Origin of the sequence: Desulfopila sp. IMCC35006 (genome assembly GCF_005116645.1) — a bacterium.
Taxonomy (GTDB): Bacteria; Desulfobacterota; Desulfobulbia; order Desulfobulbales; family Desulfocapsaceae; genus Desulforhopalus_A.
The window spans coordinates 123511-137631 of the sequence record NZ_SWCM01000008.1; the positions used below are offsets into that span (position 1 = coordinate 123511).

Annotated in this window: 12 protein-coding genes and 1 CRISPR repeat array (1 of these 13 only partly in view); all 12 genes read left to right on the forward strand. The window is 48.2% G+C overall.

Annotated features, from left to right (window positions below):
• The first annotated feature begins 183 nt into the window (after positions 1–183).
• The 12 genes from FCL47_RS14595 (at position 184) to cas2e (ending at position 13075) form a co-directional block, all read left to right on the forward strand.
• Positions 184–1098, forward strand: a complete 915-nt coding sequence (locus FCL47_RS14595) for a hypothetical protein (RefSeq protein WP_136814255.1) — start codon at positions 184–186, stop codon at positions 1096–1098.
• Between the two features lie 159 nt (positions 1099–1257).
• Complete coding sequence (locus tag FCL47_RS14600; protein ID WP_136814256.1) at positions 1258–1788, forward strand: HGGxSTG domain-containing protein; 531 nt, start codon at positions 1258–1260, stop codon at positions 1786–1788.
• Between the two features lie 717 nt (positions 1789–2505).
• Positions 2506–3489, forward strand: a complete 984-nt coding sequence (locus tag FCL47_RS14605) for a YafY family protein (RefSeq protein WP_136814257.1) — start codon at positions 2506–2508, stop codon at positions 3487–3489.
• A gap of 42 nt (positions 3490–3531) precedes the next feature.
• Positions 3532–6855: a CRISPR-associated helicase Cas3' gene (gene cas3 / locus FCL47_RS14610; RefSeq protein ID WP_136814258.1), complete on the forward strand. Its 3324-nt coding sequence runs from the start codon at positions 3532–3534 to the stop codon at positions 6853–6855.
• On the forward strand, positions 6855–8489 hold the full coding sequence (casA, locus tag FCL47_RS14615; RefSeq protein WP_136814259.1) for a type I-E CRISPR-associated protein Cse1/CasA: 1635 nt from the start codon (positions 6855–6857) through the stop codon (positions 8487–8489). Before cas3 ends, casA begins: the two co-directional genes overlap by 1 nt.
• A gap of 58 nt (positions 8490–8547) precedes the next feature.
• Positions 8548–9048, forward strand: a complete 501-nt coding sequence (gene casB / locus FCL47_RS14620) for a type I-E CRISPR-associated protein Cse2/CasB (RefSeq protein WP_167496502.1) — start codon at positions 8548–8550, stop codon at positions 9046–9048.
• A 28-nt stretch (positions 9049–9076) separates the two neighbouring features.
• Positions 9077–10153: a type I-E CRISPR-associated protein Cas7/Cse4/CasC gene (cas7e, locus tag FCL47_RS14625; RefSeq protein WP_136814261.1), complete on the forward strand. Its 1077-nt coding sequence runs from the start codon at positions 9077–9079 to the stop codon at positions 10151–10153.
• A complete protein-coding gene (cas5e, locus tag FCL47_RS14630; protein WP_136814262.1) occupies positions 10146–10874 on the forward strand; it encodes a type I-E CRISPR-associated protein Cas5/CasD in 729 nt (242 codons plus the stop codon). The genes cas7e and cas5e overlap by 8 nt, the downstream gene beginning before the upstream one ends.
• On the forward strand, positions 10859–11539 hold the full coding sequence (gene cas6e, locus FCL47_RS14635) for a type I-E CRISPR-associated protein Cas6/Cse3/CasE (RefSeq protein ID WP_136814263.1): 681 nt from the start codon (positions 10859–10861) through the stop codon (positions 11537–11539). Before cas5e ends, cas6e begins: the two co-directional genes overlap by 16 nt.
• The gene (locus tag FCL47_RS24830; RefSeq protein WP_205747333.1) at positions 11539–11760 is read left to right on the forward strand and encodes a hypothetical protein; all 222 of its coding nucleotides are present in this window, start codon (positions 11539–11541) and stop codon (positions 11758–11760) included. The genes cas6e and FCL47_RS24830 overlap by 1 nt, the downstream gene beginning before the upstream one ends.
• A gap of 114 nt (positions 11761–11874) precedes the next feature.
• Positions 11875–12798 carry a type I-E CRISPR-associated endonuclease Cas1e gene (gene cas1e / locus FCL47_RS14645; protein WP_136814370.1) on the forward strand — a complete coding sequence of 308 codons (924 nt, stop codon included), beginning with the start codon at positions 11875–11877 and terminating at the stop codon, positions 12796–12798.
• Entirely contained in the window at positions 12779–13075 is a 297-nt protein-coding gene (gene cas2e, locus FCL47_RS14650) for a type I-E CRISPR-associated endoribonuclease Cas2e (protein WP_136814371.1), read from the forward strand. The genes cas1e and cas2e overlap by 20 nt, the downstream gene beginning before the upstream one ends.
• A 74-nt stretch (positions 13076–13149) precedes the next feature.
• Positions 13150–14121: direct repeats of the CRISPR family, unit length 29 nt; unit sequence CTGTTCCCCGCACCCGCGGGGATGAACCG; it runs 1071 nt beyond the window's last position.

Consider the following 14121-nt stretch of genomic DNA (forward strand, 5'->3'; position numbering starts at 1 on the left):
GGAAAGTTTAAAAAACCCAAAAGTTACCCGTGACACCCTGTGATACCCGTGATTATGGCTGTGGCATGAAAAAAAGGAGGTCGAATAGAAAGCGGCATTAAAACATCCAGGATCTTAACGAAAAAAAGCTCGAGGTTGTCATTCGGGCAGCCCGGTCCACAATCTTAACAATAAAGGTAAATTATGAATCAACAGAAACACCATGCAGTATGTGCCCGCTGCGGCGATCGGTTAACAGATGAACCACAGGGAGCAGATTTTTGTCTCCCCTGCAACATCGACGAGCAGCAGATGCTCAGTACGACGCCATTGATGATCAAGTTTAAGCAAAGGACATACCAGGACCTGCTCGAACACTTCAAAGCAGCCACTGTGTACCAGAAACAGGCATATGAGGACCAGATCCGCGAATTGCTCGATGAGATAGTTGATTATCAGGAAACTCTCGGCAAGATACCATTCGGCAGCATGCTACCATTGTTGGATCCGGCCCAGCATAACTACAGCCCGAAATCTCAGAAGGTCTTCGAGTCAGTGCAGGACCTGATTGAAGATTTTCGGGTTCAGGGATGCATGGACGGTGAGGGCACCTACACCGACGAATTTGGCAAATTTATCCAGACAGCAAATTATCGTATTCCCTATGACGGGGAAGTACAGCCCACAGGAGCAGTTATGAATAGTAAACCCGCAACCGAACAGGCCAATCAGATAGACATTCCGAAAAACCTCTCCGCACAATCACGTCTTCTTTCGTCTCTGATGAAGATTAGGAAGTGTCCCAAGTGCGGCCGGGTGCCAATGTTTTGTGAATGCAAGGCATTCAGTAGATATCACGCCGTGACGCTGATCGAGGCCATTGCCCGGCTAATAACCAAAGAGGACCTAATCAGGGCGATGCACAACGGGAGGCTGGGCGACGGCAAGACCTACTATGATGATGCGTGTATGCTCTGGTTTCTCCGAGAGGGTGAGGATCGGCCAATACACCTCAATCCTTATGCCAATACCCCCGACGAACACTTGGCGGTCAATTTCACGATGGCCAGGGATCTTTTCCAAGAGGTGATGGCCGAGGAGTCAGCTATGGTCAATTAGAGGTTGGAAAAAGAGTACCGGCAATAGGGATGGTGCAGGAGCATTGAACGTACCTCTTGCCGGAGTCAGGTGGTTTTGAGGTGGAGAGGCTTCTACGCCTCTCTTCGCGATGATAAAATTTTCTCAATATGACCGTATGAAAAAAGGAGTTCTATTAAAATGAAAGAGTTATGCGGAGCTAAAAAACGCTCAGGAGAACCATGTCGTAAACCGCCAATGAAAGGAAAGGCACGGTGCAGACTGCACGGTGGTCTCAGCACGGGCCCGCCCCTTGGCTCGAAGAATGCTGAGGTTCATGGCATTTACACCCGGCACTTGAGCGCAGCCGAGTCTGAACGCTTTCAGTCTTTACAGCTCGGTTCGGTCGATGATGAGTTGAAGCTCTGTCGAATTAGGCTGGAAAGGGCATTGAAGGCGGAAGCTGAGCAAGCAGGTAAGCTATTGATTGAAGAGAGTATTTCGAATTCTGGCCAGAATGCAGGGATCTCTTTTCCAGCCGAGACCAGGCGTAAAAAAGTGAAGGATTTCGATAAGATAATCGATGGATTGTTGGCAAGGATAACCCGTTTGGAAATTGCCCGCAAAGCGCTGGATTCTGGGTTCGGCGACAATGACACTATCACGGGCTTTGAAGTGGTCGAATATCCGGACGAAGAACCAGGGGAAAACAGCGCGAGTGTCACTGATTAGGTGTCATTGAATAGACTAGTGCTGGTATTATGTTATCATAACATGCACTTATATTGGCACTCACGCAGGATACGATATCCTGTGGAGGTGCTCTGCTGGGTGCTTTGTCGTCCTGGGAAGAGTGACAAATAGCTTTGTGCTATCGCTCTTCTCAAGCCTGGAAGAGGTTTCCGGTCTGTCAATATGTCTATTTGATTGGGTGGGTGGGTGGGGTACCCTTTTGCGGCAGTCGGTGTGCGTGGCCGTACCGTTGCCGTGTTTCGCGACACATTTTCGGGCCTATATAGCGAAATTCTCGGAACAAACCGACTGTATTTTATTGCATATACTCAAAAATGAATTAAAACAACAAGGGAATACTGATAATCTTTGTAAGATTTTTTTGAAAATATCGAAATTTCTAGATATACCTCCAAGGTCATGTTGCCGGTATTGTTGTCGGTCAATATTTAATGGAAGTAAATCTGGGCTCTGAATTTACGAAAAGACGGGATAGAATAAGCCACCCACAATTCTCTTATTATCATTGATAATATGATATTCTGCATTAAACCTTCATTCTCTTTTTTGTTTCATTGCACGATATTCATTGAAACAGAGCTATCAAAATGTTAGGTGATGAAAATCACTCAACTTGACAACAAAAACACTAGCTTAAAACTGTCACTTTTTGTTAGCAAATGGAACATCCTTGGCAACCCTGTGTCGTGGAGACCTATGTCCGTCCGGTTGAAGTATGGGCGTTTTTTATGTTTTCATGGCCAAATAAAGGCCGGAAGGTTTCCTAATGCCAATAATCTTGCAGAAACCTTTGAACTCTCCGGTCGAACCGCTCAGAGAGATATTGAATTTATCCGCGACAGGCTTGATGCACCGCTAAAGTATAACCACCGACATCGCGGTTACTACTATACCGACGACTCCTATGAATTACCGTCCCTGTGGATCAGCGAATCCAATATCCTGGCCTCGACTATCCCCGATCAAGCCTTAAAGGATCAGCTCTGCCGTCTGATTGACCGGATACCGATCATAACCGGAGACAAATCCATAACATGCCTGGAACAGATCAGTGAAAAAATCTCGGTCAAAAATATTGAATATTCTCAGGTCGACAGAGATATTTTTCGACAATCGGTTAAAGCTCTTTTTGCTGGAACTTCCCTAAACATAATCTATCATTCGCCCCACACCGATACCACCACCGCCAGAATCATTCACCCTTTGCATCTGATGCACTATATGGGCAGTTGGCATCTCATTGCTTGGTGTGGAACCAGAATGCAGCTGCGAAATTTCGCCCTTTCCCGAATCCAAACAATCAGCTTCGTCACCGAGAACCTGGTCATACCCGGCAATTTCCATGAACTCAAGGAATACACCAGAAAACACTTTGGCATTATGCAGGGCAATACCTCAAGCGAAGTTGGGCTGCACTTTGCCCCGAAGATCGCCGCCTGGGTAAATGAACAGATCTGGCATCCACGGGAGCGGTCAACGCCCAAACCGGGCGGCAGCCTCACCCTGCATTTTCCGGTCGCCGATTTCCGCGAACTGATCAAAACCATCCTCGGCCACGGTGCCGATATCGAAGTGCTTGAACTGCCGGAACTTAAAACTCTTGTTCATGAAGAAATCGAAAGGATGACAAAATATATTGTTTGTATGACACCGCCTGACATGGTGAGGGTGTTATGGTGAAGGTCGATCATAATCAAAATATCACCAGGAAATGAAAAGAAAATGAACCAACCAGATGACGAATCAGCCAAGATAGAGATGGTGGTTAACCGGTTTGCAAGGACCTGGACCCTTCTCCTGCAATACGATGAGGACAGTCTTGGAAGGCCCAAACCAACACACCCCTCGCGTAAATCTCTTGATTACGAGAAGGCAAAAAGGGCTATAGCCACATTGAAGACTGAACTGACCAAACGCGGCGAAGCCGGCGACTTGTTCGGGCTGGAGCGTGCACATCAGCTTCAGGGGATCCTCGGCAATATCAGCCAGACCTTTGACGGCAAGGACCTCTATCCAAATGTCGAAGAAAAGGCCGCCTGTCTTCTTTACTTCGTTATCAAGGACCATCCGTTTTCCGACGGCAATAAACGGATTGGCTCTTTTTTGTTTCTACTGTTTCTCGAGGAGAACGGGTTACTTGAAAAATCGGGAATGAACCATAACGGACTTGTAACTTTGGCTCTGTTGATTGCCGAGAGTGATCCACGGCAGAAGGATTTGTTGTTTGGATTGGTTTTGAATTTGCTGCACGAGAATGAACATGACTTATACAATTTTTCTTTTCCTATCGAAGGAGAAGTCGAAGAAACGAGGATGTACTACAAATATTGGGGGAAAGCTGAGAAGGAGGGCAGCAATTACCACCTTTTGCTATATCATTGTTTGGACGTGGCTGCGGTAGGGCAAGTTCTACTCACACGCAACGAATTTATCAGAAAACGGTTAGCTGGCGCAATGGGCCTTGAAGAACAGCTCTGCGTTCGTTGGTTGACATTGTTTCTGGCGCTTCATGATATTGGGAAATTTTCCGAAAGCTTTCAGAATCTGCGTCCAGACTTGTTGGAGGCATTGCAGGGAAAAACAAGTTCAAAGGCTTACTCTGTCCGGCACGATAGTCTGGGATACCTGCTTTGGAAAGAACACTTGTGGGACACCCTGACTACCGAGAATACATCACTGTTTCCCGAAATCGGTCAAGACCTAGAAGATTGGCAGGATCTCTTTGAAAGTCTCCTGAAATCTTTTACCGGGCACCATGGTACACCGCCGACCCTGAAAGGTTCAAATGGTATTCCTTTGTTTTCTAAAAGCTATTTCACAGAAGATGATATTGATGCCGCCCAAAAGTATCTCAAAGCTCTCGGGGAATTGTTTCCATCACCAACCCAGGAGGTAAATTTCCCGCATCCGTCTGACCTTGAAGAATCCATTACTCGTTCGTCATGGCTGATTGCTGGTTTTGTCGTGCTCTGCGACTGGATCGGTTCGAACAATTCCTGGTTCACGCTTCAATCTAAGGCAATAGCGTTGCCTACCTACTGGCAAAGCCATGCCTTGCCGCAGGCACAACGAGCCTTGCTGGCATCAGGTCTCGGCAGACCGAAAGCAACAACAGAGGAACCTTCTTTTGCACGATTTTATCCAGGTTTCACAAAACTAACTCCCCTCCAAAAGCATATTGCAGAATGTCCTCTTGCTTTTGATCCTCAGCTTTTCATTCTGGAGGACGTCACCGGGTCCGGGAAAACCGAAGCCGCCATAACGCTTGGCGGGGCCTTGATGTCAGCAAATCTTGGCCAAGGAATTTTTATCGCTCTGCCGACAATGGCCACATCGAATGCCATGTATGAACGCTTAATGCAGATGTACCATTTGCTTTATACGGACGAAGAAAATCCCTCATTGATATTGACCCATGCTGCTCGGCATCTTTCGGAATCATTCATGGCTTCGGTAGCTGATCCAAAACGATATACAGCAGATGATGAGGCAGCTACAACGCAATGTTCGGCTTGGCTTGCAGACAATCGCAAGAAGGCACTCCTGGCTGATGTTGGCGTTGGGACCATAGATCAGGCGCTTTTAGCGATCCTTCCTACTCGGTTTCAGTCACTGCGGCTCTTTGGCCTAGTGGGACATGTTTTGATCGTTGACGAGGTCCATGCCTATGACCCATACATGAACAAACTGCTTCAAAGCATGCTGACATTTCATGCAACCCTTGGAGGCAGTGCCATTCTCCTTTCAGCAACCTTGCCGCAGCATACCAAGCAGGAATTGCTGCACGCCTTTGCGCGTGGCCGTGGTGAATCAGCACCATTTCTCGTGAAAGAAGATTACCCGCTTTGCACCGCCTATAGTGCCCAAGCGGGGCTTACGGAGACAGGTATTGATGCCACTCCACAACGCAGGTGCTTTGTGGTCGTCAAAATTGTTAGTGATTGCGGGGAGGTTGAAAGATTGATTCGTGACGCTTCAGATCGTGGGCAATGTGTCTGTTGGATCAGAAATACAGTCCATGATGCTTTGGAAGGATATGCCCGACTAAAGGACCATATTCCGGCCGATAAGCTGATGATTTTCCACGCTCGTTTTGCCATGGGTGATAGATTGAAAATTGAACAATCTGTCCTTTCGACTTTTGGCAAGAAAAGTGGTGCTTTAGAGCGAAGTGGCAAGGTACTTGTTGCCACCCAGGTTGTTGAACAGTCCCTTGATTTGGATTTTGACCTCATGATTTCCGATCTTGCCCCAATGGATTTATTGATTCAGCGTGCAGGACGACTGCATAGACATCAACGAGACGAGTGCGGCAATCCTCTCACCACCGGTGAGGATCGACGCGAAGCTGGCTATCTCGTTATCCATGGGCCGTTTCCAGCTCAAAATGTCTTGGGTGACTGGTATAAGGCTGCATTTCCCAAAGCCGCGTTCGTTTATCCAAGTCACGGACGCCTCTGGCTTACCGCTCACCTTTTTGTAGAGCGAGGCGAATTGCGCATGCCTAACGATGCCCGTCTACTGATTGAAGCGGCTTTTTCAGACCAGGCGGATAATATACCAGAATCGTTGCGTAAACGAGACAACAATGCAGAAGCGCAGCAGCAGGCTGACAAATCGCTGGCCCATATCAATATGCTCAAGCTGGATGAAGGATATTCCGCCACCATCAGTCAATGGCGGGAAGACATGAAAACCCCGACTCGTCTTGGGGCAATGGATTCAACAGTTCGTCTTGCTCGTTGGGACGGATGCACGTTGCGACCATGGTATACGGATGGACAATTCCCTTGGGATATGAGCCAGGTAAGTCTGCGCAGTTCTCTAGTTGATGCCGAGGCGGAAAATGAAGATCCGGCATTGGCCAAAGCTGTAGCTCAACTAAAGGAAAAATTGCCGGACAAAGGAAAGTGGTCGGTTCTGGTACCTTTGTCGCAAGGAGAAGGCGGCTGCTGGCAAGGTTGGGCTCTGAACAATAAAAATGCTACCGTAATCATTGATTATGATCCTGTGACCGGGGTGATGGTTACCCCAAAGGAGGAGTGATGCAATTCAATCTGCTTGATGAGTTTTGGATACCTGTGACTCGACAAGATGGAACACCCGAGATGATTGCCCCTTGGCAAGTGACTGGTCGTTTCGTGGAAAATCCCATTGTGTCGCTGAATGCCCCGCGAGCTGATTTCAATGGTGCGCTGATTCAATTCCTGATTGGTCTGGTCCAGACCGTTGCGGCTCCCAGGAATAATGCTGAATGGCGAAAAAAACTAAAGGAGCCACCATCACCAGAGGAGCTTAAGTCTGTATTTTCGACGGTGCATGTTGCTTTTGAACTAGGGGGCAATGGGCCGAGATTCATGCAGGATTTTGAAATATTCAATGCTGAGGAAGGTGGCGTAGAGGGGTTGTTAATTGAGTCACCAGGCGCTCACACTAAAGAATTGAATATTGACCACTTTATAAAGCGAAATTCTTCGCTTGCGATGTGTCCGAGTTGTTGCTCTATCGCCCTTTTTGCATATCAAACAAATTCACCATCTGGCGGACCTGGCTATATGACTTCTTTACGTGGCGGGGGACCTCTTTCAACGCTAATCCTTGGGGATAAAACGCATGCTACACTGTGGCAGCTAATATATTTGAATGTTCTAGAGCAAAAGAACTTCCTTGAAATTTGTGGGAATCCAGAGTTGCCGTTAGGGAAAGCCATGTTTCCATGGCTAGGGGAAACCAGAAAAGGAAGACGAAAAAAAGGATCTGAATTCTATGGGGAATACACTACCCCAGATCTTGCTCATCCAGTAACCATGTTTTGGGCAATGCCCAGAAGAATAAGATTAAATGTTGAAAATCCGTCTTCAGGGAACTGCGATATATGTGGGGGAAATTCGACTACACTCATCAGCACCTATAAAGAAGTCCCTGGAGGAGAAAGTTATGGTGGGACATGGCTTCATCCCCTAACACCATACTACGAAAAAACTGCAAAGGGAGAAACTAACATTTTGCCAGTTCATGCCCAACCAGGGGGAATTTGTTACCGGCATTGGCTCGGTCTTGTTCAGCAAGATTCAGTCGCAAACAGAATGCCTGCACGCATAGTTCATGAGTTTATCGAACGTGCTAGGAATTCATGGCAGTTTCGTCTTTGGGCCTTTGGCTACGACATGGATAACATGAAAGCCCGGTGCTGGTACGAATCCACTATGCCTCTTCTTCAAGTCGATCCAGCGTATCGGTGCGAGTTTGAAAATTATGTCGCAGGAATGGTCAAGGCCGCATCAGAAGTCGCCAATAACACGCGTAGTGCCGTAAAAAAAGCATGGTTTCACAGACCAGGCGATGCCAAAGGGGATATAAGTTTTGTAGATGCTGGTTTCTGGATGCAAACAGAACAGGCCTTTTATGATGCTTTGAAAAATCTGTGTATGGGCATCGGATCAGGAGCCAACACTATGACAATACGACAGACTTGGCACCAGGCACTTTGTGTCCAGTCAATCGCGTCATTTGATGCATATGCCTGGGAAGGCCCCATCGAAGATGCTGATCCTAAACGTGTAGTTGTTGCCCGAAAGGAACTTGGAATGTTCAATCACGGCAAAAAAATCAAAGAGTTGTTGGAGTTGCCGGTAAAACAAAAATCTCCCGGCAAAGTAGTTAAGAAAAAAGACAAATAATTGTTGATGATATCGTTATTCAATGCCAACTGAGATTGTTGGTAATCAAGGAGGCAACATGAGTATTTCGATTCTACGGTTTAACAAGGACTCGGCAGAGCTAAAAGACTTTATGGCCTGGTGGGAATCGCTCGACGAGAAAAGGGGCGACCGGGCAGAACTTCGCCGTTGTGCCACTCTGACAGAAGTTGTTTTTACCCCGGCCTATCATCGTTTGCGGCAGGCACTTTGCCATTATGGAGCAGTCCACGATGATGGTTTGGCCCTGGCGGCCGGACTGGCTGCGCGTGTCAAATCCAACACCACGGATGGGACTATTGCTGAACAAATGGCCTCGGGCAAAGCAGACGATTCAGCGAGGGTGAGTGGGTTACGGTTTCGTAGACTTCTGAAAATCAAGGATCAAGAAGCCCTGTTTCCTGCCTTGGGACGCGTCATTGTGCTCATTGATAAAAGAGTCAATTTAGCCAGTTTAATCCAGAGTGTTTATTTCTGGAATGATCGATCTCGAAAGCAATGGGCCTTCGACTACTATTCTAAAGCTCCGTCCGAAAAATAACCAATCAAACACCCAAGGAGAAATAATCATGAGCACTTTTATCCAACTGCATTTGTTGACCTCGTATCCTCCCTCAAACTTGAATCGTGATGATCTTGGCCGTCCCAAAACCGCGATTATGGGTGGTAAAAATCGCTTGCGAATTTCCTCTCAAAGCCTCAAGCGAGCTTGGCGAACATCCGATCTGTTTGAATCTGCACTCGGAGAACATATCGGGACGAGAACAAAGAAGATGGGAATCGAAATTTACAAACAGCTCTGTTCTAAAGGCGTTTCAGAAGCCAGTGCGATTGAACTTGGAAAGAAAATTGTGAGCTTTTTTGGAGCAACCGAAAGTGCTGACAAGAATAACTCTCTCAAAGAGCTGGAATCTTCTCAGCTCATACATTTTAATCGATCTGAAATAAATGCGCTTACTGCATTGACTGACAAAATTGCCCGTGAAGGCAAAGTCGAAGCAGATGATCTCAAAAACCTCGTCGCAAAACGACATGATGCTGACATATCAATGTTCGGCAGAATGTTGACAGGTAAAGAGGTTACGAAGGTAACGCATGATCCCGAAGCTGCCATACAGGTTGCCCATGCCATCACTGTCCATGAAGTGGCTGTGGAAGATGACTATTTTACTGCTGTCGATGATTTGAACCGTGGCGAAGAAGACCGTGGAGCTGCCCATATTGGCGAAACCGAATTCGCAGCAGGGCTATTCTATCTGTATATTTGTATCAATCGTGATTTGTTGATCGAGAATCTTGGGGACGATGAGGGTTTGGCCGATAAAACCCTTAAGGCTTTAGTCGAAGCCGCAGTTAAGGTCGGGCCAACCGGTAAGCAGAACAGCTTCGCATCTCGAGCCTATGCCTCCTATGTGCTTGCGGAAAAAGGAGAACAGCAACCTCGCTCTCTTTCCGTTGCTTTTCTAAAGCCTGTACGCGGCGAAGATATTCTTGCCAAAGCAATTTCTGAAATTGAAACCAAACGCATGAACATGGAAAAAATCTATGGACCATGTGCCGACGCCCACAAGGTGATGAATGCAGAAACAGGTTCCGGTAGCATCGACGACATAATGACCTTTTTGACGGAGAAAGGCCATGCATGATTTTCTTGTGTTTCAGCTCTATGGCCCCATGGCGGCCTGGGGGGATATTGCCGTCGGGGAATATCGGCCCAGTTTTGCCCATCCATCCAAATCTGCAATTGTCGGGCTTTTGGCTGCCGCTCTCGGCATCCGTCGGGATGAAGAAGATCGACATATAAAACTGGCAAACAGTTGTTTGTTTGCCGTGCGCGTGGATTCTATAGGCCTGCTCCTCAGGGACTACCACACCACGCAGGTCCCCTCGGCAAAGCGCGGTGTAACCCATTATACTCGCAGATCTGAACTTGCAGGAAACGACCAAAACACAATACTTTCAAGTCGGGACTATCGTTGCGATGCTGCCTATACAATAGTGATCTGCATGGTTGAAGATTCGCTGCACTCTATCGCAGAATTGGCGACTGCACTGCAAAAACCCGTTTTCACCCTTTATCTTGGCCGGAAATCTTGTCCCCTAGCCTTACCCATTCACCCTCTCATTATTCAAGCGACAAGTCTCCACGAGGCATTGTCAGGTATTGAGAACGTGGCTTTACGGGAAATCACGGCCAAGAGTCCGGTTCTCATCTATTGGGAAGATGGTTTGGAGGGTGGAATTGCACAAAGTCAAACAATAGTTAGACGCGATGCTCTTCGCTCCCGGAAGCGATGGCAATTTAACGAACGTAAGGAGAATTGCGGATTTTTTCACAAGGAGGACGCTTCATGTACTTCAGCCTGATTCGTTTACGCCGGGATATTCAACCGCGTGACCTAGCCGTGATGACCAAGGGCGATGCATATCAGATTCATAAACTCGTTTGGAACCTTTTTCCCGATCAGCCTGATCAACCGCGGGACTTCCTTTATCGCCACGAATCGGTGAGCGGGTGGCCAACATTTTATACCGTCTCAGAGCGTGAACCCCAAGATCCTGGCGGTATGTGGGATGTGGTACCCAAAAAATACCGTCCAAAGCTGGAACTAGGGCATAGGCTGAGCTTCACTCTTTGTGTAAATCCAATTCGGTCCAAACGGGATGTCGATGGCCGACAGCACCGGCACGATGTGATCATGGATGCAAAACGAATACAAAAAGACCGCGGTGAGTCAATACTACTTCCTGATATTGTGCAGGAACATGGGAGCCGATGGCTCATGGAGCGTGCTGATGCCAACGGTTTTCTTGTTCAGCAAGAGCATCTTCGCGTTGATGGTTATCGTCAACATAAATTCTTCAAAGGAAAAGGGTGCCGACCTATTTCCTTCAGCACCGTGGAAATGAACGGTATGTTAACTGTTACAGATCCAGAACTCTTCACCAAATGTCTTTTTACTGGAATCGGCCCAGCTAAAGGCTTTGGTTGCGGCCTCTTATTGATACGGCGAGTACGAAAGAGGCCGTAATGGAATCAAAACTCGTAGTCTTCAAGGACAAACAAATCAGACGAACACTGCACAACAACGAGAGGTGGTTCGTCATCCTTGATGTGGTCGCCGCTCTGACAGATTCCATCGACCCTGTCGGATACTTCAAAGATATACGCCGTCGTGACAAGGAATTAGTCAAAGGGTGGGGGGAATTTGCCACCCACCCCCTTTTCAATCGGTGGGCGAATTGCCGGTGAAACTCAAGAAAAACTGGAAGATGAAGCGGGCACGAAGGTAACGTCGGCCCAAAATTACCTGACGGAACCGGAAAACCGCAAATGGTTGAAAACTCCAAAAGAGGAGAACAAAACATGACCGGTGCTGCCCTGCCGCCATTAAAGCCCATCCCAATTAAGGACCGGACACCAATCATATTTATCGAATATGGGCGGCTTGATGTCCTGGATGGAGCCTTTGTGGTTGTCGATAAGAACGGTGTCAGAACCCATATCCCTGTTGGTAGCGTCTGCTGCCTGATGCTGGAACCCGGCACCAGAGTCTCACATGCTGCAGTGGTGTTGGCTTCCCGTGTCGGGTGTTTATTAACCTGGGTCGGTGAAGGTGGGGTGCGGCTTTACTCTGCCGGTCAGCCGGGTGGGGCAAGAGCCGACAGATTATTGTATCAGGCGAAATTAGCACTGGACGATACGGCCCGCCTGAAAGTTGTCCGCAAAATGTACGAACTTCGCTTTCAGGAAAAACCTCCGGAAAAAAGAAGTGTAGAACAGCTCCGGGGTATCGAAGGTGCGAGAGTGCGTAGTCTATATCAGCTTTTAGCCAAGCAGTATAGAGTACAATGGAAAAACCGGAACTATGATCATACTGAATGGGGCAGTGGTGATGTACCGAATCGTTGCCTGTCTGCAGCAACCGCTTGTCTTTATGGCATTTGCGAGAGTGCTATTCTCGCAGCAGGATATGCCCCTGCTGTCGGCTTTATCCATACCGGTAAACCACAATCTTTTGTCTACGATATTGCTGATGTTTTCAAATTTGAAACGGTTGTACCTGTTGCTTTTCGAATTGCAGGACGAGGAACGCACAACCCTGAACGAGATGTGCGCCTTGCCTGCCGTGATGCCTTCAGACAAGCCAAATTGCTCAAAAGAATTATACCAACTATTGAACAGATATTGGCTGCTGGGGAAGTTGCTCCCCCAGATAAACCAATAGAATCTGTTGAAATGGCTATTCCTAACAAGGAGGGTATCGGTGATGCTGGTCATCGTAATTGAAAATGCGCCACCTCGTCTTCGCGGGAGGCTTGCGGTGTGGTTACTGGAGATTCGAGCCGGAATTTATGTCGGTAAAGTGTCGCGACGTATACAAGAAATGATCTGGAGCCAAGTCGAGCATGGAATAGAAGAAGGCAATGCCGTGATTGCCTGGTCGACCAACAGCGAAAGAGGATTCGATTTCAATACAATTGGTGAAAACAGGCGAATCCCACTTGAGATTGATGGGATAAAACTGGTATCCTTCCTGCCTATACAAGAACCCTCTGAAAACTAAAACAGTACCGTATATTTTACGGTAACCTTGACTGATCTTTGAAAATCTAATAGTTTCAATTGGTTTCAATTAGTCTGTTCCCCGCACCCGCGGGGATGAACCGGACGGTAATTTCCAGTGCTAGAATTAACACCCCTGTTCCCCGCACCCGCGGGGATGAACCGTGTATCCGGTAGATCCTAATTGCACGACGACCCTGTTCCCCGCACCCGCGGGGATGAACCGAGAGTGGTCAGGAACCTGCTGCGGTGAGTGGCCTGTTCCCCGCACCCGCGGGGATGAACCGAAGAACGGATCAGCAGGAGTGAATAGAAACCCCTGTTCCCCGCACCCGCGGGGATGAACCGGCCACCAACGCAATGGATCTCATTAAGAAGAACTGTTCCCCGCACCCGCGGGGATGAACCGAGCAGGATATCCAGATTGGATTCTGTTTAAACCTGTTCCCCGCACCCGCGGGGATGAACCGTCAATCCTTCAGCGCGTCCTTCATCCGCTCCCCTGTTCCCCGCACCCGCGGGGATGAACCGGCCATCTGCCAGAAGCCGAACCCGACATTGCACTGTTCCCCGCACCCGCGGGGATGAACCGTCAGGGATAACCGAAGTAACAGCGCCTGACGGCTGTTCCCCGCACCCGCGGGGATGAACCGATAATGGGAAGGGCTGATGTTGATAAAGATTGCTGTTCCCCGCACCCGCGGGGATGAACCGGAAACTCAAGCTGCCACATCCCAAATGACACACTGTTCCCCGCACCCGCGGGGATGAACCGTTCAGCGGTTATTACGTGCCGACCACGCTTACCCTGTTCCCCGCACCCGCGGGGATGAACCGGCACCTGATGATAGAACTTTACAAATTGAGAACTGTTCCCCGCACCCGCGGGGATGAACCGCCAGTTAAATAAAGAGCAGGGGGCAATCTTGACTGTTCCCCGCACCCGCGGGGATGAACCGAAAAGCCTCTTTTCCTATAGTGTCCATCTTCTCTGTTCCCCGCACCCGCGGGGATGAACCGGCCGCGCTCAAGAAAACAGGGTTTACG